Source organism: Cryobacterium sp. AP27, assembly GCF_056680495.1.
The window spans coordinates 2,905,315-2,923,488 of the sequence record NZ_CM155285.1 but is presented as its reverse complement, the minus strand read 5'-3'; the positions used below and the strand labels follow the sequence as shown (position 1 = coordinate 2,923,488).

Annotated in this window: 20 protein-coding genes; 13 read left to right on the top strand and 7 right to left on the bottom strand. The window is 68.0% G+C overall.

The annotated features are described in order from the left end of the window. The first annotated feature begins 11 nt into the window (after positions 1-11). Positions 12-1,055, top strand: a complete 1,044-nt coding sequence (locus tag AC1MB9_RS13805; protein ID WP_479962509.1) for a 1,4-dihydroxy-2-naphthoate polyprenyltransferase — start codon at positions 12-14, stop codon at positions 1,053-1,055. A gap of 14 nt (positions 1,056-1,069) precedes the next feature. Beyond that, the gene (locus tag AC1MB9_RS13800) at positions 1,070-1,864 is read left to right on the top strand and encodes a putative protein N(5)-glutamine methyltransferase (protein ID WP_479962508.1); all 795 of its coding nucleotides are present in this window, start codon (positions 1,070-1,072) and stop codon (positions 1,862-1,864) included. A gap of 73 nt (positions 1,865-1,937) precedes the next feature. On the opposite strand, the gene AC1MB9_RS13795 is transcribed toward AC1MB9_RS13800, so the two are convergent. Next, positions 1,938-2,288, bottom strand: a complete 351-nt coding sequence (locus AC1MB9_RS13795; protein ID WP_479962507.1) for a DUF4229 domain-containing protein — start codon at positions 2,286-2,288, stop codon at positions 1,938-1,940. Between the two features lie 171 nt (positions 2,289-2,459). Between AC1MB9_RS13795 and AC1MB9_RS13790 the strand changes: the two genes are divergently transcribed. Beyond that, the gene (locus AC1MB9_RS13790; protein ID WP_479962506.1) at positions 2,460-2,861 is read left to right on the top strand and encodes a PLDc N-terminal domain-containing protein; all 402 of its coding nucleotides are present in this window, start codon (positions 2,460-2,462) and stop codon (positions 2,859-2,861) included. 5 nt (positions 2,862-2,866) lie between these two features. Next, entirely contained in the window at positions 2,867-4,825 is a 1,959-nt protein-coding gene (locus AC1MB9_RS13785; protein ID WP_479962505.1) for a thiamine pyrophosphate-binding protein, read from the top strand. Positions 4,826-4,853: 28 nt separating this feature from the next. Here the strand turns inward: AC1MB9_RS13785 and AC1MB9_RS13780 are convergent, their stop codons facing one another. Next, the gene (locus AC1MB9_RS13780) at positions 4,854-6,227 is read right to left on the bottom strand and encodes a sensor histidine kinase (protein WP_479962504.1); all 1,374 of its coding nucleotides are present in this window, start codon (positions 6,225-6,227) and stop codon (positions 4,854-4,856) included. Between the two features lie 11 nt (positions 6,228-6,238). Next, positions 6,239-6,943, bottom strand: a complete 705-nt coding sequence (locus tag AC1MB9_RS13775; RefSeq protein WP_479962503.1) for a response regulator transcription factor — start codon at positions 6,941-6,943, stop codon at positions 6,239-6,241. Positions 6,944-7,066: 123 nt separating this feature from the next. On the opposite strand from AC1MB9_RS13775, the gene AC1MB9_RS13770 reads away from it, so the two are divergent. The 6 genes from AC1MB9_RS13770 to AC1MB9_RS13745 all read left to right on the top strand — a co-directional run bounded on the left by AC1MB9_RS13770 (position 7,067) and on the right by AC1MB9_RS13745 (position 11,028). Further along, on the top strand, positions 7,067-7,366 hold the full coding sequence (locus tag AC1MB9_RS13770; protein ID WP_479962502.1) for a hypothetical protein: 300 nt from the start codon (positions 7,067-7,069) through the stop codon (positions 7,364-7,366). Then, positions 7,356-7,610: a hypothetical protein gene (locus AC1MB9_RS13765; RefSeq protein ID WP_479962501.1), complete on the top strand. Its 255-nt coding sequence runs from the start codon at positions 7,356-7,358 to the stop codon at positions 7,608-7,610. Before AC1MB9_RS13770 ends, AC1MB9_RS13765 begins: the two co-directional genes overlap by 11 nt. 169 nt (positions 7,611-7,779) lie before the next feature. Next, positions 7,780-8,169, top strand: coding sequence for a hypothetical protein (locus tag AC1MB9_RS13760; protein ID WP_479962500.1), 390 nt, complete (start codon positions 7,780-7,782; stop codon positions 8,167-8,169). Continuing rightward, the gene (locus AC1MB9_RS13755; RefSeq protein WP_479962499.1) at positions 8,162-8,512 is read left to right on the top strand and encodes a hypothetical protein; all 351 of its coding nucleotides are present in this window, start codon (positions 8,162-8,164) and stop codon (positions 8,510-8,512) included. Before AC1MB9_RS13760 ends, AC1MB9_RS13755 begins: the two co-directional genes overlap by 8 nt. Positions 8,513-8,515: 3 nt before the next feature. Next, positions 8,516-9,511 carry an FAD:protein FMN transferase gene (locus AC1MB9_RS13750; RefSeq protein ID WP_479962498.1) on the top strand — a complete coding sequence of 332 codons (996 nt, stop codon included), beginning with the start codon at positions 8,516-8,518 and terminating at the stop codon, positions 9,509-9,511. Further along, a complete protein-coding gene (locus AC1MB9_RS13745; RefSeq protein WP_479962497.1) occupies positions 9,508-11,028 on the top strand; it encodes a 2Fe-2S iron-sulfur cluster-binding protein in 1,521 nt (506 codons plus the stop codon). Before AC1MB9_RS13750 ends, AC1MB9_RS13745 begins: the two co-directional genes overlap by 4 nt. A 118-nt stretch (positions 11,029-11,146) precedes the next feature. Here the strand turns inward: AC1MB9_RS13745 and AC1MB9_RS13740 are convergent, their stop codons facing one another. Together AC1MB9_RS13740 and AC1MB9_RS13735 are read right to left on the bottom strand one after the other, a co-directional pair. After that, positions 11,147-11,857 (bottom strand): alpha/beta fold hydrolase, encoded by a 711-nt coding sequence (locus AC1MB9_RS13740; RefSeq protein ID WP_479962496.1) that lies wholly within the window; start codon positions 11,855-11,857, stop codon positions 11,147-11,149. A gap of 20 nt (positions 11,858-11,877) precedes the next feature. Then, positions 11,878-13,104, bottom strand: a complete 1,227-nt coding sequence (locus tag AC1MB9_RS13735; RefSeq protein ID WP_479964652.1) for an isochorismate synthase — start codon at positions 13,102-13,104, stop codon at positions 11,878-11,880. Between the two features lie 70 nt (positions 13,105-13,174). Between AC1MB9_RS13735 and AC1MB9_RS13730 the strand changes: the two genes are divergently transcribed. The 3 genes from AC1MB9_RS13730 to AC1MB9_RS13720 are packed head-to-tail and all read left to right on the top strand — an operon-like array spanning position 13,175 to position 16,427. After that, positions 13,175-13,924 (top strand): class I SAM-dependent methyltransferase, encoded by a 750-nt coding sequence (locus AC1MB9_RS13730; protein WP_479962495.1) that lies wholly within the window; start codon positions 13,175-13,177, stop codon positions 13,922-13,924. 32 nt (positions 13,925-13,956) lie between these two features. Beyond that, positions 13,957-15,027, top strand: a complete 1,071-nt coding sequence (locus AC1MB9_RS13725; RefSeq protein WP_479962494.1) for a polyprenyl synthetase family protein — start codon at positions 13,957-13,959, stop codon at positions 15,025-15,027. 11 nt (positions 15,028-15,038) lie between these two features. After that, complete coding sequence (locus AC1MB9_RS13720; RefSeq protein ID WP_479962493.1) at positions 15,039-16,427, top strand: FAD-dependent oxidoreductase; 1,389 nt, start codon at positions 15,039-15,041, stop codon at positions 16,425-16,427. Between the two features lie 172 nt (positions 16,428-16,599). On the opposite strand, the gene AC1MB9_RS13715 is transcribed toward AC1MB9_RS13720, so the two are convergent. Together AC1MB9_RS13715 and AC1MB9_RS13710 are read right to left on the bottom strand one after the other, a co-directional pair. Continuing rightward, complete coding sequence (locus tag AC1MB9_RS13715; protein WP_134173225.1) at positions 16,600-17,088, bottom strand: YajQ family cyclic di-GMP-binding protein; 489 nt, start codon at positions 17,086-17,088, stop codon at positions 16,600-16,602. Between the two features lie 62 nt (positions 17,089-17,150). Next, entirely contained in the window at positions 17,151-18,167 is a 1,017-nt protein-coding gene (locus AC1MB9_RS13710; protein ID WP_479962492.1) for a LacI family DNA-binding transcriptional regulator, read from the bottom strand. Between the last annotated feature and the right edge of the window lie 7 nt (positions 18,168-18,174).

Sequence of the window (18,174 nt, the reverse complement as noted above, 5' to 3'; positions counted from 1 at the left end):
GACAACAACGAATGAACCCCGCTGGTCTCACCGGTGCCGAGCACCCGGCAAAGCCCGCGGCAACGACCGGCAGGGCAGGTCCGACCGGCGCCGCGGCACGGCCGAAGACGACGGGTAAGTCGGGCAATCCCGCCAAACGCAACAACCCCGCGAGCAAGGGCCACGCCACCGTCAAACCGGCCTCGGCCGCCGACTGGATCTCCGGGGCGCGTTTGCGCACACTTCCCCTCGCGATCGCCCCGGTCGCCCTCGGCACCGGCGCAGCCATTGTGGCGAGCGAGCCCGGCGAATACCACCCGGTGCGGGCGCTGCTGGCGCTGCTCGTGGCGCTGAGTCTGCAGATCGGCGTGAACTTCGCGAACGACTATTCCGACGGCATCCGCGGCACCGATGCATTTCGGGTCGGACCCGCCCGGCTCACCGGGGCGGGCGCCGCGAAGCCGCGCACCGTGCTGATAGTGGCGCTCGCCTTCTTCGGGTTGGCTGCGCTCGCCGGCCTCGTGCTGGTGATCCTCACCCAGTACTGGTGGCTGCTGATCGTGGGCGCTGTCGCCATCGGCGCAGCCTGGCTCTACACCGGCGGCAAGAAGCCGTACGGCTACTTCGGCCTCGGCGAACTCTTCGTGTTCGTGTTCTTCGGACTGGTCGCCACCATCGGCACGACCTTCGTGCAAGTAGGACGCGTCACCACGGAGAGCTGGCTCAGCGGCGTGGCGATCGGGCTCATTGCCTGTGCCGTGCTGATGGTCAACAACCTGCGGGACATCGTTCCCGACAAGGCAGCGGGCAAACGCACACTCGCCGTGCTGATCGGTCCCACGTGGGGGCGCGTGGCCTTCTGCGTCTTCCTGCTGGTGCCATTCGTGATCGCCGGGTTCTTCTCCCTGTTCTACCCGCTCGGGTTTTTCACCCTGTTCGTGTTGCTGCTCGCTCTGCCGGCGTGCCTGATCACCGTGACCGCCCGCACGGCGGGTGAACTCATCCTGGTGCTCAGGCTCACGAGCATGGCCGCACTGGCCTACGGTGTACTGCTCGGGCTGGCCTTCGCCCTCTGACCGGAAGCCCCGGCATGTCCGCACGCACCGAGCACACGCCGCAGTCCCTCGCGCGCACGACGGCCGCGCTTCGAGCGGCCGGCTGCGTGTTCGCGGAGGATGAGGCTCGGCTGATTGTGGCCGAGTCCCGCACGGTCGCCGACGCGGAGGCCCTGGTGGCGCAGCGGGTCGCCGGTCTGCCACTCGAACACATCCTCGGCTGGGTTGAGTTCTGCCGGTTGAGACTGATCGTCGATCACGGCGTGTTCATTCCTCGGCAACGCACGGAATTTCTGGTGCAGGAGGCGGCCGCCCTCACCCCACCCGGGTCGCAGGTGCTCGACCTCTGCTGCGGTTCCGGCGCCATCGGCGTCGCTCTCGCACACCTCGTGGGGAGCATTGGATTGGTGGCCGTCGATATCGACCCTGCGGCTGTGCGCTGCGCTGCACGGAATGTGACGGGCGTCGGCGGCCGGGTGCACGAGGGCGACCTCTTCGATCCGGTGCCCGCGGCGTTGCGTGGTCAGGTCACCACGCTCGTGGCCAATGTGCCCTACGTGCCCACGCGCGAGATCGCCCTGCTGCCGAGCGAGGCGCGCGAACACGAGCCGATGATCACCCACGACGGCGGTGAGGACGGCCTCGACGTGTTGCGGCGCGTGGCCGCCGCCGCACCGGGCTGGCTCGCGCCGCGCGGTCACCTGCTGGTGGAGACCGGCGACGACCAGGCCGACCGCGCCGGCGCGATCTTCGCCGCAAGCGGACTCGAACCGCGCATCGCCCGTTCTGCCAGGCTCTACGCCACCGTCGTCATCGGGCGCCGGCCCTGATTGTCGAACAGCGGCACTGACGCGCCGTTCCCGGCGGCCGCAACAGCCGGCCGTGGCGGCTGGCAGCGGCCCGCTACTGCGCGGTGTCCCTCGGCGTCGCCGCGGCGGCGGCGGCCGCCGCATCCGCTTCGGCGTCCGCATGCATGCGTGCGTTCTGCGCTTCCTCCCGGTTCAGGGCAGAATCCTCCAGTGCGGCATCTGCGTGCACCAGGGGCTGGTCCCGGTGACGCGCCGCGTACAGGTCGCGTGCAACGTTTTCGCGGGGCTTGCGCAGAAAGATGAAGGACAGGCTCATGCCGATTATCGCGGCGACAATCGCGGCAACCCACTCCTTCAGTCCGAGGATAAGCAGGATGGCCAACGGAGCGGCAAACAGCAGCACGCGATAGACCGAGTACGACACCCAGGACGGTACAGATTTCATGTCACCAGCTTAGGATGCACAACTGTGCGCACGCTGCGGTTCGTACAGGTTTCGACGGTTTCGAGCGTCAGAGCGGCGGCAGACGGGCACCGGCCCGGTCCGATGCCGGTCTGCGACTGGTCCGGCGCTTCTGGCGTCGCGCCATCTCGGCGACCGGCTTACAATTGGGTTATGCCCAAGCTGCTGATTTTCATCGGACTGGCCGTCCTGATCCTGACCGTCTATGCGATCGTGGACTGCGCCCTGTTCGAGCGCAGCCGAGTGCGGGGTCTTCCGCGCTGGGTGTGGCTGTTCGTCATCGTTCTCGTCCCCCTCATCGGCCCGCTGCTGTGGCTCTTCGTGGGGCGCGGTCGTGGGGGAACCCCCGTGGGTCGTTCCTTCCGCACCGTGGCGCCCGATGACGACCCCGAATTCCTACGCTCGCTGGGCAATGACAGGGCCTCGCGTGAGCGCCTGCGCAAGCTGGAAGAGGAGCTTGCCGACTTGGACAAGCCCGACTCGCAGACCGATCAGGATCTCCCGAAGACCACCGACCCGGGCGAGGGCGACCAGCCCGGCCGCCGGGACGCCTGAAACGGATGCCCGCGCCGCTTCGTAGCGGAAGCCCGGCCACCGATTTCAGCTTCGCCCTGCTGAACGAGTTCGTGCGCCTCGGCCTGCGCCAGGTCGTGCTGAGCCCGGGCGCGCGCTCACAGGCCCTGGCCTTGGCCTGTGCGGAACTCGAGCGGCTCGGCCACATCCGCTTGCACGTGCGCACAGACGAACGCGGAGCAGGCTTTCTCGCACTTGGGCTTGCGGTCGAAACCGGCCTGCCCGCCCTCGTGATCACCACCTCAGGTACGGCCGTCGCGAACCTGCACCCGGCCGTGCTCGAGGCGCATCACTCCGGTGTTCCGCTCATCCTGCTCACCGCCGACCGGCCGAGCGAATTGCGCGGCATCCGCTCGAACCAGACCACGGTCCAGCCGGGCATGTTCGGGGTTGCGGCCCACCTGTGCCTGGATGTTCCCGCGCCCACGGGTGAGCCGGACGAGGCCGGAGTCGCCGTGGGTCTGGCAGGTCGGGCGACGGAGGCCGCCCTCGGCACACAGACGCTCGCCCCCGGCCCGGTGCAACTCAACCTGGCCTTCCGGGAGCCGCTCTCCGCGGCCGTTACGCTGGACGACCTTCCCGAGGGGGCGGACGAGCCGCCCGCGAAAACACGCGCTGACGCGCCTGCCGACGCCCGTCCCGTCGCAGGGGCGGAGGCGATCGTGACGGAACCGTCCGGAGGACCACCGGTAGTCGAGGGCCGCCAGGCCATTGTCGCCACCCCGGCAGAGTCGGGTTGGGTGAGTCTCGCCGACTGCTCCGCACCGGATGCTCTCGACAACGCCGAAGACCGCGCGGCCTGGGGCCCCAACGAGACCGATGACCTCGACGACCCCGCGTCCGAGGCCGCCAGGCAACCCGCACCGCCGCGCGTGCATGAGGTCGTGCGCATGGCACCGGGGCTGCGCACCGTGGTCGTCGCCGGCCATGGCGCCGGACCCGCGGCCGAGCAGCTCGCCCGCGACGGCGGGTGGCCGCTGCTCGCCGAGGTGTCGAGCGGGGCGCGGTTCGGCCCCAACCTCGTGGTCGCCTACCGGGAGCTGTTGCATGCCGACGATCTCGGCGGCCGTATCGAACGCGTGATCGTGTTCGGACACCCCACGCTCAGCCGCGAAGTGCCCGCCCTCATCGGCCGCTTCGGCGTGGAGACCGTCGTCGTGGCCCCTACCGGAACCGAGTGGTACAACCCCGCGCACGCCGCGCATATTCTGGCGCGCAGCGTTGCAGCGGATGCGGCATCCGTTGCCTCGGTGACCACCCCCGCGGCCCGCGAATGGCTGGGTCGCTGGGTGATGACGAGCCGCCAACTGCTCGAAGCGGAATCCGAGCGGGAATCGACCCCGCTCGACAGGCGCGGCATTTCACGGGCCGAGCTCGCCGCGCTGCGCGCGCCGCTCACTCGGCCGCTCCTCGTGGACGCCGTCTGGCGCGCATCGTGGCCGCATGACCGGCTCGTGCTCGGCGCCTCCCGGCTGATTCGTGAGGCCGATCGTCGAGTACCGGGCAAGAAGATTTCGGTGCATTCGAATCGCGGGCTCGCCGGCATCGATGGCACCGTATCGACCGCGATGGGCATCGCCCTGGCGAGCCAGGCCGGCCCCGAACCCCGGTCGGTGGGGGTGACCCGGCTGCTGCTCGGGGACCTCACCCTTCTGCACGACGTGGGTTCGCTCTTGCTCGCACCGGGCGAGATATGGCCGAGACTTCAGGTCATTGTGGGAACAGACGGCGGCGGCACCATCTTCGACGGCCTCGAGGTGGCGTCGACGGCACCGTCCGCCGCCCTGGACAGGGTTTTGTACACGCCGCGCCATGTGGACCTGGCCGCCCTCGCGTCGGCCTATGGCTGGGAATACACCCGGGCCGCCACGCGCACCGACCTGGAGCGCGCCCTCACCGGAGTGCCCGTCGGGCCGAGCATCCTTGAGGTCCCGCTCGCCCGATGACCTCCGAGCGGATCAGGGGCTCACCGGTTCAGGGAACGGAGTCGAAGGTGACAGAGGCACTGATGCCGGACCCGGGTTGCGGCGTCAGGGTCACCGAGGCTCGGCTTGCTCGAGCGAGCTGGGATACGATCGCGAGCCCGAGTCCGCTGCCGGTGTGATCCGAACCGGCTCGCCAGAAGCGGTCGAAGGCGCGAACGCACTCGTCCGGCGACAGCCCGGGTCCCTCGTCAGTCACACTCAGGGAGGTGTGCGCTCCGGTAACCGCGACGCGCACCGCAATCCTGCCGCCCGTCGGGCTCACGGAGAGTGCGTTGTCCACGTAGTTGTCGAGGATCTGCTCCGGGGCCAGCGCCGTCGCCCGAACGGATGCCGCGTCCGGGCCCTCGTAGACAATCGTCACGTCCGACTCCTGAGCGAGCGGCTGCCACTGTTCGACGCGTTCCCGGGCGATTGCAGCGAGATCAAGCACCTCCAGTGGCGCGGAACTGGCTTCGGTGCGACTGAGGAGCAGGAGTCCTTCCACAATGTTGCCCAGGCGGTCCACCTCGCCCTCGGCCGCGCTGAGGCGCTCGGTGGCGGCGGCGGTGTCGGTGCCGAGCAGGTCACGCGCGCGCTCGAGCCGCAGGCGCAGGGCGGTAAGCGGGGTGCGCAGCTGGTGCGAGGCATCCGAGGCGAACGTGCGTTGCTGCTGGATGAGCGTATTGAGCCGTTCGGCCATCAGATTGAACGATATCGACAGGGAGCGGAGCTCCGGCGCGCCGGAGGCCTCGTCGGCACGGGCGCTGAGGTCGCCCTCGGCGAGGCGTTCCGTCGCTCCCTGCAGCAGTTTGAGCTGGCGCGTGACGCGGCCGGAGAAGATGAGGCCCACGAGCCCGGCCACGAGCACGGTCGTGAGGGCTACGAGACTGAGCAGCCGAATCTGGCGATTGACGGCATCCGTCACCACCTGGCTCGGGTAGGTGAGGCGCACGGCTCCCAGCACGCGGTCGCCGCTGAAGACCGGAACCGTCACATACAGGAGTTCGGTTTGCAGGGTGTCGGAGTAGCGCTTGCCCGACGTGATGCGACCCGTCAGCGCCTCGGCGATCTCGGGCCGTGAGGCGTACGAGGAGCCGAGGCTGGACTCGTCGTCATCGCTCGTGACCATCGCCGTGCCGGCGGCATCGACGATGACCACGCGGGCTCCTCCGGCGTCCCGGTAGGTGCGCGCCAAGGTCGCGAGCGCGCCCGCGTACGAGTCTGACGGGCTCTCCAGCGCTTCCTCGCTGCGCCCGGCGAGAACGAAGGCATCGCGCTCCAGAGCCGTGACGATGCGGTCGTTCTCCACCGTGCGCAGATACGAGCTCAGTGGGATGTCCTGTACGAGGAGCATAAGCAGGGTGACGCCGATGAAGGCCGCCATCAGCCGCCATCTCATGCGGGGGCCGCCGGAAGCGCGGGAACCGAGAAACGAAAACCCACGCCCCGAACCGATTCGATCCAGGCGGGGCTGCCGAGTTTCTTACGGATGGCGGCGATGTGTGCGTCGAGGGTCTTGGTGGTGCCGTACCAGTTGGTGTCCCAGACATCATGCAGGATGTCGCCGCGACGGAACACCGCTCCGGGGTCGTCGGAGAGGTACACGAGCAGGTCGAATTCCTTGGGCGTGAGATACACGACGGTGCCGGCCAGTGTCACGCGCTGCGCGCGGATGTCGATCACCAGATCGCCGAGGGTACGTTCCGCGACCTCCGTGTCGGGATCGAGGTCCGTCTCAGATGACCCGAAACGGCGCGAAACGGCACGGATGCGCGCCACGAGCTCACGCATGCCGAACGGCTTGACAACATAGTCGTCGGCACCGATTTCCAGGGAGATCACGCGGTCGATCTCGTCGTCGCGGGCGCTTACCACGATGATCGGCGTTTGGCTGGTCGATCGAATGGCCCGGCACACATCGGTGCCGTCCATGTCGGGCAGGCCGAGGTCGAGCAGAACGAGATCGGGCTGGTAGTCCTTCATGGCGGCGAGGGCCGCGGCGCCGGTGGCCACACGGTGACTGTCGATGTTGGCGTAGGTGAGGCCGTCAATGATTCCGTCCGCGACGGACGTATCGTCTTCGACCAGGAGTACGAGCATGATTCAATCATGCCGCCGACGTGCTGATATCAATGCAGGAAGAGCGCGGCCGGGCCGTGTTCTTGGACAAGTCTTGGATGTTCCCGGGGCCGTTTTAGAGGAACCCCTTTGTATGCTCACAGCATGAAGTCGAAAACAGTCACGATCCTCTCCGTCGTCGGTGTGCTTGCCATCGCCACCGGCGCCATGGCTGTTAACGCCGACACGCTCTCGTCGATCGCCCCCGGCACGATCGGCCGTGCCACCGAGGTGCTGGTGCCGGTCGTCACGGATACCCCGGCAACGGGTGTCCCCGCCCCGACCGAGTCGAGCGCCCCGGTCGACCCGGCCGCCGTCCCCGCCCCGACCGATTCACGTGTTCCGACTCCGACGCACAGTGACGACCACGACTCCGAGTACCAGGAAAACGACGATGATGACTAAGAAGGTGCATCCGGCGCGCGGCGCCCGAATCGTCACCGGCGCCGCCTCGGCGCTGACTCTAGTGGTCATGGTCGCCGGGTTCCAGATCTCGGCCACGATAGCGCGGCCGCAGGCGACTGCACCGGTCGCTGCGGCGGCCGCCCAGGTCGCATCGGCCCCGGCTGCCCCTGCTGCCGCCGCTTCGGCCCCGGCCGCTGCTGTCCCCGCGCCGGTGAACGCGACATCCGCCGGTTCCGGCGGCTGACGCCGCGCGACGATCGCGCAGGCGCTGCCGCCACGGCGGCTGAGGGGGCCCGACGCGCGCCGATCCCGTTGTCGGCGGCTGAGACGGTATCGTCGCCGGCCGATTTTCTTGGACGAGTCTTGGATGTCCCTGGGGTCTCCGTAGATCATCGCCTCCGTAGGCTCAGAATATGAAATCACAACTGATCACGACCCTGTCCATCGTCGGTGTGCTGGGCATCGCTTCGGCCGCGATGGCCGTGAACGCCGACACTCTCTCTTCCGTCGGCACGGGAGCAGTCGGCGCGGCCACCGACGTTCTCGTTCCTGCGTCCACTGACGTTCCGGTGGCCTCGGCTACGCCGACAGCCGAACCGGCAGCGCCACAGACGGCGACACCCGGTCAGGGTGCCCCTCTGCAGCCGTCGGCCGCAGTGGACGCGACGACCGGCAGCCCGTCCTCGTCGTCCTACGCCGACGATGACCACAGTGGCGACGGCTCCTACGACAGCACCGATGACAGCAGCCACGATGCCGGTGAATCCGACGGCGAGGACCACGAGAACGGCGACGATGACTAAGACACTCCACCCGGCGCGCCGGGCCCGCATCGCGACGGGAATCGTCTCGGTTCTCGCCCTCGCGGGCATGGTCTCCGGATTCCAGGTCACGGCTGCGGCCCAGGCGGCCGAAGATGCACGGATCCTCGCCGCGGCCACGCAGGCGGCCCAGGATGCCCAGGCCGCGCAGGATGTCGCAACGGCGAAGGCGGCAGCGGATGCCGCCAGCGCACAGGCCGGCGCCGACGCGGCTGCCGCCCAGGCAGCAGCCCAGGCCGCGGCACAGGCAGCTGCTGCCCAGCAGGCCGCCGCCGCTCCCGCACCGGCTCCCGTGCAGGCCACCTCGGCAGGGTCCGGCGGCTGACCGATGACCGACCCGCAGATCGCGCGCGACGCGCTCCGTGCGGTTTTCTCCGAAACAAAAACCAGACCGGAGTGCGTCTCGCGTGCCCAGACGCTGATGGGCGGTCGGGCATCCGTCATGCTCGTGGGCGGCGGGCCGACCGCGCTCACGCGGGCCTTCGCGCTCGCCGACCGCTGTGAGCGACTCTGGAGCCGGTTCCTGCCCGACAGCGACGTGACCCGACTGAACTGGGCGGAAGGCCGTGCGGTCACGGTCGACCCGCTCACCGTGAGGTTGATCACCGCCATGAAGGATGCCGCCGTACTCACCTCCGGCGACTACGATCCCACCCTCCTGCCCGACCTCGTGGCCGCGGGCTACACCGCATCCGTTCTGGACGCCAGCCGAATCACCTCTCTGCCGCAGTCGGCGCGCGCGCCCGGCCACGTGCGTGGCATCGCCATTGACGGCAACACCGTGCGGATGCCGCTGGGCACGACGATCGACCCGGGCGGCATCGGCAAAGGCCTCACCGCCGACCTCGTCTGCGAGGATGCGCTCGCCGGGGGAGTCTGGGGCGCGCTGGCCGAAATCGGCGGTGACATTGTCGTGGCCGGTCAAGCGCCCGACGACGTGGCCTGGCGGCTCGGGGTCGAGAACCCCCTGCGCACGACGGCGACCGACGCCGAATCTGGCGCATCACCGGAGCATTCCGCAATCGTACGGCTTGCCTCCGGAGCACTCGTCACCTCAAGCCAGCGTAAGCGACGCTGGAGCACGCAGGACGGCGAGCGACACCACCTCATCAGCCCCCGCGCACATGACAGCGTTCTTAGCAGCATTCAAACTGTTTCCGTCATCGCGGCGACGGGATCTCGGGCGGAATCCCTGACCAAGCCCGGTTTTCTGCGGGATGCCACCGAGTATCTCGCCTGGCTGCCCGCCGTGGGCGCCGCAGGTCTCGTGATCGACGACACGGGAACAATGACCGCTTCAGTGAATTGGAGGAATTACTCATGAACGAGCCGCACCTCTGGTGGTATATCTCTCGGGCCAGTGCCATCATCGCGTGGGCGCTGATGACGGCATCCGTCGTCTGGGGCATCCTGCTCTCCACCCGCGTGATGCGCCGCGTCGACAACCCCGCCTGGTTGCAGGACCTGCACCGCTTCCTCGGCGGCACGATGCTCATCATGGTGGGCCTCCACATGGTCTCGCTCATCTTCGACAAGTGGCTCGCCTTCACCCCTGCTGAGGTGCTCGTTCCGTTCGCGACCGACTTCAAGGCATTGCCCGTGGCGCTGGGAATCCTGGCCTTTTACCTGCTCGTAGCCGTTCAGGGGGCATCGCTGCTGATGAACCGCCTGCCCCGCAAATTCTGGAAGGGCATCCACTACTCGAGCTTCGCCGCGCTCATTCTGATCTCCTTCCACGCCGGTTTCACCGGAACGGATGTCGGATCCCTCTGGTACAAAATCGTCTCCGTCAGCCTGATCGCTGTTGTAGCGGTAGCGATCATCATGCGCATTTCCACCGGAACCGCCACCCGGCCCGCTCGCAAGATCGACGCGAAGCGCGCTGCCCCGGGCGGGGCCTCGCCTGTGCCGCAGCCCGAACAGCGCGGCCTCACGGTGGTCAGCGTGACGCCGGTCGCGGACGGCGTGCTCGCCATCCGTTTGGAGGGCCAGGATCGGGCACCGTTGCCGTTCTGGCAGCCCGGGGCACACCTCACCCTGCACCTGCCCAACGGTCTCGACCGCCAGTATTCGCTCTGCGGCGATCCGGCCGACCGGCACCACTACGACATCGCCGTGCTGCGCACCACAGACTCGGAGGGCGGCAGCGAGTGGATCCACGAGCACGTGGCCGCCGGGATGACGATCGAGGTATCGGGTCCGCTCAACCACTTCGAACTGGAACCCGCTCCCGAATACCTCTTCATCGCCGGTGGAATCGGCATCACGCCGATGAAGGCGATGATCGAGTCCCTGCCCGCTCAGCGCGACTGGCACCTCGTGTACGTGGGGCGCAGCCGCCGAACCATGGCCTTCGCCGCGGAGCTCGAAGCGCGCTACCCGGGTCGAGTGCTCATCCGGGCCAGCGACGAGTACGCCGAGAGCCTCAACATCGAAGAGGTGATCGACCACGTGGCCGGGCAGATCTACTGCTGCGGGCCGGAGTCGCTCATGAACGCGGTGGCCGCCCGCGTACCGCCCGAATGCATGCACCTCGAGCGCTTTGTAGCGCTCGAGCGGGCCGCTCGACCGGCCGTGCCCGTGCACGTGGAGTGCCGCAAGAGCCGCAAGGCCTTCGACGTTCCGGCCGGGCAGAGCGTGCTGGAGGCGCTCGAGGAGAACGGCGTACCCGTTCTCGGTTCCTGCCGCAAGGGCGTCTGCGGAACCTGCGAGGTACGGGTGCTCGCCGGCGAAGCGGAACACCTTGACTCCGTGATGGACGACGACGACAAGGAGACACTGCGCATCATGTACCCCTGCGTGTCCCGCGCCACGACCCCCACCCTGGTGCTGAACATCTGAGCGGAAAGCGGGCGACCTCAGCGGCTGCGTGACGTGAGCTCCCTGCCGCTCAAGCCGGGGAAAACCGCGCCGCACCCGCAGGTGGGTTGGGAGCGTCGCCGCGTTCGGCGGTTCCGGGTCAGCCGGTCGCGGTCCGGTCGATGGCGGCCAGGATCGCGGCCCCGAGCTCGGCCGGACGCGTGAACTGCGGCCAGTGCCCGGTCGGCAGGTCCACGACCTCCAGGTCGGTGAGGCGGGCGAGTTCCGCGACGTCGGGCACGTCGGCTGCGATCCAGCCCGCCAGATCGGCAGATGTGAACTCGCAGGCGATGACGGTGGCCGGCACCGAGAATCTGCGTTCGTCGTGGAGGCGCTGTGCGTCGTAGGCCACTCCGCGAGGTTGCGGCACGGCCCGTTCCCGGAACATGGTGCGCAGGGACGGGGTGAGACCCACAACGTCCGCCGCGCTGAAATCGTCCCAGGGAGGCAGCGGAATGTCGTCTCCGTCGGCGGGCAGCGCCGTGTTGATGCTGTCTCCGCCGGGCAGCGGAACACTGTCCACGTAGACGGCTCGGGTGATCCGTTCCGACCGGGCATCGACGACAGCGTGAATGATCGCACCGCCACCGGAATGACCCACGAGCACGATCGGGTCGCGCAGGTCATCGACGACCTCGACCACGGCATCGATGTGGTCCTGCAGCCCGATGCCGCGGCGGTCCGCCTGCACCGACTCCAGCCCGGGCAGGGTCAGCGGAAAGACCCGGTGCCCCGCCGCCACCAGCGGTACCGTGACCTCCGCCCACGATGACGCATCGAGCCAGAATCCGGGAACGAGCACAATCTCCATGCCGGGAGCGTACACCGGGACTAGCCGAAGGCCTCCACGATGGGACGAAACTTCATCTTCGTCTCGGCGAGTTCCCGCTCGGGATCGGAATCCAGCACTATGCCGCAACCGGCATATGCCGTGACAATGCCCGAGGCGCTCACCTGGGCGCAGCGCAGCGCGATCGCCCATTCTCCGTCTCCGTCGGCTCCAACCCAGCCCACCGGGCCGGCGTAGCGGCCGCGGTCGAACGGTTCGAGTTCGCGAATGAGGTCCTGGGCGCTGTCCGTGGGGGTTCCGGCGACGGCCGCGGTCGGGTGCAGTGCGGCGATCAGGTCCAGCGAGGTGGACCCGTCGCTCAGCGTGCCCTCCACGTCGGTGGCCAGATGCCACAGGTTCGGGAGCTTCACGGTGAACGGAATGTCGCTCGACGTGAGGACGGAGGTGTGCGGACGCAGCGACTTGAGAACGCTCTGCACGGCGAACTCGTGCTCGTCGCCGTCCTTGGTGGAGGTGGCGAGAGCGAGGGCCGCCTCCGTGTCGGCGACAGCATCCACTCCCCGCGAAATCGTGCCGGCGAGCACACGGGCGTTCACCTCGCCGTGGTCCGCGCGGATGAGCGTTTCGGGGCTGGAACCCACGAGCCCGTCCACCGCGTAGGTCCAGCAATCCGGGTAGCCGAGCGCGAGCTTCGTGATGGCGCGGCGCAGGTCCGACTCTTCGGGCAAGCGGCCCACCAGGTCGCGTGCCAGCACGACCTTGTTGATCGGCTGCTCGCCGATCCGGGCGACTGCCTCGGCGACGGCGCCGCGATACCCGGCGGCCGGCAGCGCCCCCGGGAGCAGCGAGATGCGGTACTCGTTGCCGAGCGGGTCGAGGGTGAGCGAATGCGTCGGAGCGCTCGCACCGGTCGGCCAGATGCGGGTCACCCAGCACTGCCCGTTCTCGCGCCCGACAATGACCTCAGGCACGATGAGCACACTGGTCTCTGCGGAGGACTCGTCGAACGCGAACGCGCCGAACGCGAGCAGACCGGTGCCGGTGCGCTGCAGCGGGTCGGTCACCGTCGCGGCGGCGACCACCGCCTGCCAGGCCGCCGCGGCATCCGTCATGCGGTTGGGGCCGGAAAATTCGAGCCGCAGGGCTGAGCCGATGCCGGCCAGGCCCTGGTTGCGGCGCATCCACAGCAGGGGCTGACGTTGGTCGAGGAGCAGGACCAGTTGGCGGATATCGGCAATGGGGGAGGTTTCGACCGTTAGTGCCTGCACATTCACCTGATTAGACTACGCCCGCCCGTGTGTCCATCCGGCTCACACCTGTGCAACCTAGACTGGTGTGGTGAATAGAGCAGACCTGAACAAACGCCCCGCGCAGGTGGCTGCCATGTTCGATGAGGTCGCCGCGCACTACGACCGCACCAACGCCGTGCTGTCGATGGGCAACGCGACTCTGTGGCGCGTCGTGACCACACGGGCCGTCGCGCCGCAAGCGGGGGAACGCATCCTCGACATCGCCGCGGGAACGGGAACGTCGAGCGCGGCCCTCGCCCGCACCGGCGCCCATGTTGTTGCCGCTGACTTCTCGGCCGGAATGATCGAGGTCGGCCGTGAGCGGCACGCCGACAATCCCCACATCGAGTTCGTGCAGGCGGATGCCACGGACCTGCCGTTCGAGGACGGTGAATTCGATGCCGTCACGATCAGCTTCGGCCTGCGCAATGTGGTGCTCCCGCAGAAGGCGCTTGACGAGTTCTACCGGGTGACCAAGCCCGGTGGGCGCATCGTGATTTGTGAGTTCTCCACCCCTCCGGCGACGCCGGTTCGCGTCGGCTATTTCGCCTATCTGAACCACATCATGCCCGCGATCGTGCGGCTCGCCTCGTCCAACGCGGAAGCGTATGACTACCTCGGCGAATCGATCGCGGCCTGGCCCGCACAGGCGACGCTCAGCGGCTGGCTGCGCGATGTGGGGTACGAGGGGGTTGCGTACCGCAACCTCACCCTCGGTATTGTTGCCCTGCACCGGGGAATCAAACCCCTGGTGGAATCACCAGCTACAGGGCTGCCTGCGGCCGAATCCGCGTCCTGAGTCTTTTTCTCCCCATTCGTTAGGCCGAAACAGTGAAACCTAGAACCCCTGTGGTGCGGCGCAGCCCCTCCGTGACGAGCCAACTCGGGCTCAGCGAGCGCATTTTCGCCTCGGCCGCCGATCGTGGCCTGGCCGCGAACATCGACCAGGGAATCGAAGAGGTGGAGACGTCGCTCATCGCCGAGCTCGTCTATGCCAACGACATCGCCAACGCGACGAGCCGCTACCTGTTTAACGCGGGCGGCAAACGCGTGCGCCCCATGCTCGCCCTGCTCACCGCGCATCTGGGCGACGGCGCCGTCCCCGACGTGGTCACGGCCGCCAGTGCGATCGAGCTCACGCACCTCGCCTCGCTGTACCACGACGATGTGATGGACGACGCGGACAAGCGCCGCGGCGTGCCGAGCGCCCAGGCAGTCTGGGGCAACTCCATAGCCATCCTGACCGGGGACCTGCTCTTTGCGCGGGCGAGCCAGCTGATGGCCCGTCTCGGTGAACGTGCCATCCGGCTCCAGGCTGCCACCTTCGAACGACTCGTCATGGGGCAGTTCCGCGAGACCGTGGGCCCTCGCGCCTACGAGGACCCGGTCGAGCACTACATCGGCGTGCTGGGCGACAAGACCGGTTCGCTCATTGCCGCGGCGGCGCAGGCCGGAGTGGTCTTCTCGAACGCGCCGGTCGAGTACGAGCAGCCCGTCGTCTCCTTCGGGGAAAAAATCGGCGTGGCCTTCCAGCTGATCGACGATGTGCTCGATCTCTCGCCCCAGCCGAAGGAAACGGGCAAGGTTCCCGGAACCGACCTGCGCGCCGGCGTCGCGACCCTACCGTTGTTGCGGCTGCGCGAGCGCGCGTCGACGAATGACGCCGACGCCGCGCTCCTGGCCCGCCTCGAGCGCGACGTCATGGCGAGCAACAGCGTGGAAGCGGAAGCCGCCGACTCCGCCATCACCGCGTTGCGGGAGCATCCCGTGACCGCCGAAACCCTGGCCGAGGCGCATTCGTGGGCCCGTGACGCCGTCGCCGCCCTCTCGCCGCTGCCCACCGGGCCGGTCAAGAAGGCGCTCACCCGGTTCGCCGAGACCATCGTCGAGCGATCAAGTTAGAAAGAGCCTCAGTGACCAAATTACGATTGGCCATCGTCGGTGCAGGACCCGCGGGCATCTACGCCGCCGATATCCTGCTGAAAGCGGAACGCAACTTTGAGGTCTCCATTGACCTGTTCGACCACTTGCCGGCACCGTACGGGCTGGTGCGCTACGGGGTCGCGCCCGATCATCCGCGCATCAAGGGCATCGTCACCGCGCTGCGCGGAGTGCTCGACAGTGGCGATATTCGGGTGTTCGGAAACGTGCGCTTCGGCGTGGACCTCACCCTCGCCGACCTCAAGAAGCACTACAACGCGGTGATCTTCTCCACCGGCGCCGTCAAGGACGCCGATCTGAACATCCCCGGCGCCGGTCTTGACGGATCCTACGGAGCAGCCGATTTCGTGAGCTGGTTTGACGGGCACCCCGACGTGCCACGCAGCTGGCCGCTCGAGGCGAAGGAAATCGCCGTGATCGGCAACGGCAACGTGGCCCTCGACGTGGCTCGCATGCTCGTGAAGCACGCCGACGACCTGTTGCCCACCGAGATCCCGGAGAACGTCTACGCCGGCCTCACCGCGTCACCGGTGACCGACGTACACATCTTCGGTCGCCGTGGTCCGACATCCGTGAAGTTCACTCCGCTCGAACTGCGTGAGCTCGGCGAGCTACGCGATGTGGACATGATCCTGCACGATGAGGACTTCGACTACGACGATGCTGCGCGGGACGCGGTGACGAGCAACAAGCAGGTCTTCGTGATCGACAAGGTGCTCAATCAGTGGCGGCAGAGAGAGACCGGCAGCGCGAGTCGTCGACTGCACCTGCACTTCTTCGCCAAGCCGGTGGAAATCGTCGACGACGGCACGGGCCGCGTGGGGGCGTTCCGCTGGGAGCGCACGACCCGCGACGGCGCCGGCGGCGTCGTGGGCACGGGCGAGATGCGCGAGATCCCCGTTCAGGCCGTGTATCGGGCGGTCGGTTACTTCGGTTCGGAGCTCGCGGGCGTGCCCTTCGACAAGAAGCGCGGCGTCATCCCCAACCGCGAAGGGCAGGTGCTGCGACGCGACCCTGAAGCGGGAACCGGCGGCCTCTTCAACCAGCAGATGTACGGCGTCTACGCCACCGGCTGGATCAAACGCGGACCGGTGGGCCTGATCGGGCACACCAAGTCTGATGCGATGGAAACGGTGCGCCACCTCATCAATGACCTGGGCAACTGGTGGCACCCCGAGGCGCCGGACGAGGCGAGCATCGTGGCGCTGCTCGACGAGCGCGGTGTGCAATACACCGGGCTGGACGGCTGGCGCAACCTCGACCAGCACGAAATCGCGCTGGGCGAGGCATCCGGTCGCACCCGGGTGAAGGTCGTTCCCCGGGACGAGATGGTCGCCATCTCGCGCGGCGAGCAGCCCTGACCCTCCGCCGCGTGGCATCCGCTCGCCCCTGCCCGGTCCCTAATTCAGGAGATCCGCACGTGGGGCGAGGGGCAGCCCGCGGACTACTGCGGCCGGATGCGTCGCCGCCGACGGATTTCGTGAGTTAGAGACCGCGGGGCGATGCGCCGACCACGGATGCCGCGGGCGCTCGCTAGCGGAAGTTGACGAATTGCAGGGCCACGTCGAGGTCCTTGCCCTTCAGCAACGCCATCACCGACTGCAGGTCGTCGCGGCTCTTGGAGCTCACGCGCAGTTCGTCGCCCTGGATCTGGCTCTTGACGCCCTTGGGCCCCTCATCGCGAATGATCTTGCCGATCTTCTTCGCGTTCTCCTGGTCGATACCGGCCTTCATCGTGGTTTCGATGCGGTATTCCTTGCCCGACGCGAACGGCTCACCCGCGTCGAGGCTGCGCAGGGAAATTCCGCGCTTGATGAGCTTGGACTCGAACACCTCGAGGATGGCCTTGACGCGTTCCTCCGTGTTGGCCTTCATGAGGACCTTCTCGCCGCTCATCGCGATCGAGGCGCCCACATTCTTGAAGTCGTACCGCTGGGCGACCTCCTTGTGTGCCTGGTTGAGGGCGTTGTCGACCTCCATCGGGTCGACCTTGCTAACGATGTCGAACGTTGAATCTGCCATGGCTCCATCGTACCGGGCCGGTGCGGCGCCGCCGGGGAGAGATCCCGGCGCGATGTCCCGGATCAGCTCGCGGGGCGGGCGGTGCTGGAACGCATCACGAGTTCGAACGGCATCGGGAGGTTCAGATCGCCCGATTCGTGGTCGTCGGGGTGCAGCTGCTCCATCAGGATCTCCACGGCCTTCTCGCCCTGGGCCTGCGGGAACTGCGCCATGGTCGTGAGGCCGAAGAAGTCGGCGAGCTCGTGGTCGTCAATGCCGATGACGGACACGTCACAAGGCACCGAGAGTCCGAGATCCCTCGCGGCGAGGATGCACCCGATCGCCATTTCGTCTGAGGCCGCAAAGATGGCGCTCGGCCGACCGTGCTCCCGTTCCAGCAGTCGGCGCGCGGCCTGGTAACCGCCACGCATCGTGAAGTCGGCCGGTTCCAGCAGATCCATCGACACGGCGATCCCGGCTCCCTCGAGGGCTGCCTCGTAACCGAAACGTCGGTTCGTGGGCAGGTGAAAATCGAGGTCGAACGCCTTGCTTCCCCCGACATGGCCGATGCGGGTGTGGCCGAGTGCCAGCAGATGCTCCGTCGCTCCACGGGCGACGGCCGCATCGTCGATGGTGAGCGTGCGCACGCCGCCGATCGGGCCGCCGACGCCGACGAGCGGCTTGCCGACCGAATGCAGGCGATCAACCTCATGTTCGGTGAGCTCCAGCGAGACGGCGATGACGGCATCCAGTCGCTGCCGGAGGAGAAAATGCTCAAAGACGCTGGCGCGCTCGTCTCCGCCGCCGGACAGGTTGTAGAGGGTGAGGTCGTAGCCGTTGCGCAGGAGGGCGCGCTGTGCCCCCTCCACGACGCTGGAGAAAAACCAGCTGCCGAGGAGAGGGACAACGACGCCGATATTCTTGGTGCGGCCGGAGGCAAGGCCCGAGGCGCTCGCCGACACCACATAGCCGAGGCCTTCGGCGGCGGCCTCGACCTTGAGGCGCGTTGCCGGCCTGACCGCGCCGCGGCCGCTCAGGGTGCGCGAAACCGTGGCGGTGGACACGCCCGCCAGGCGGGCGACGTCTTCGATTCCGGCCATGGGTCCC

What these genes read in the sequence shown, in the direction of transcription:
- AC1MB9_RS13785 (WP_479962505.1), top strand. Translation starts at nt 2,867, where the DNA reads ATGCCCGCGCCGCTTCGTAGCGGAAGCCCGGCCACCGATTTCAGCTTC.
- AC1MB9_RS13780 (WP_479962504.1), bottom strand. Translation starts at nt 6,227, where the DNA reads ATGGCGGCCTTCATCGGCGTCACCCTGCTTATGCTCCTCGTACAGGAC.
- AC1MB9_RS13770 (WP_479962502.1), top strand. Translation starts at nt 7,067, where the DNA reads ATGAAGTCGAAAACAGTCACGATCCTCTCCGTCGTCGGTGTGCTTGCC.
- AC1MB9_RS13800 (WP_479962508.1), top strand. Translation starts at nt 1,070, where the DNA reads ATGTCCGCACGCACCGAGCACACGCCGCAGTCCCTCGCGCGCACGACG.
- AC1MB9_RS13795 (WP_479962507.1), bottom strand. Translation starts at nt 2,288, where the DNA reads ATGAAATCTGTACCGTCCTGGGTGTCGTACTCGGTCTATCGCGTGCTG.
- AC1MB9_RS13740 (WP_479962496.1), bottom strand. Translation starts at nt 11,857, where the DNA reads ATGGAGATTGTGCTCGTTCCCGGATTCTGGCTCGATGCGTCATCGTGG.
- AC1MB9_RS13765 (WP_479962501.1), top strand. Translation starts at nt 7,356, where the DNA reads ATGATGACTAAGAAGGTGCATCCGGCGCGCGGCGCCCGAATCGTCACC.
- AC1MB9_RS13715 (WP_134173225.1), bottom strand. Translation starts at nt 17,088, where the DNA reads ATGGCAGATTCAACGTTCGACATCGTTAGCAAGGTCGACCCGATGGAG.
- AC1MB9_RS13745 (WP_479962497.1), top strand. Translation starts at nt 9,508, where the DNA reads ATGAACGAGCCGCACCTCTGGTGGTATATCTCTCGGGCCAGTGCCATC.
- AC1MB9_RS13755 (WP_479962499.1), top strand. Translation starts at nt 8,162, where the DNA reads ATGACTAAGACACTCCACCCGGCGCGCCGGGCCCGCATCGCGACGGGA.
- AC1MB9_RS13790 (WP_479962506.1), top strand. Translation starts at nt 2,460, where the DNA reads ATGCCCAAGCTGCTGATTTTCATCGGACTGGCCGTCCTGATCCTGACC.
- AC1MB9_RS13805 (WP_479962509.1), top strand. Translation starts at nt 12, where the DNA reads ATGAACCCCGCTGGTCTCACCGGTGCCGAGCACCCGGCAAAGCCCGCG.
- AC1MB9_RS13710 (WP_479962492.1), bottom strand. Translation starts at nt 18,167, where the DNA reads ATGGCCGGAATCGAAGACGTCGCCCGCCTGGCGGGCGTGTCCACCGCC.
- AC1MB9_RS13750 (WP_479962498.1), top strand. Translation starts at nt 8,516, where the DNA reads ATGACCGACCCGCAGATCGCGCGCGACGCGCTCCGTGCGGTTTTCTCC.
- AC1MB9_RS13760 (WP_479962500.1), top strand. Translation starts at nt 7,780, where the DNA reads ATGAAATCACAACTGATCACGACCCTGTCCATCGTCGGTGTGCTGGGC.
- AC1MB9_RS13775 (WP_479962503.1), bottom strand. Translation starts at nt 6,943, where the DNA reads ATGCTCGTACTCCTGGTCGAAGACGATACGTCCGTCGCGGACGGAATC.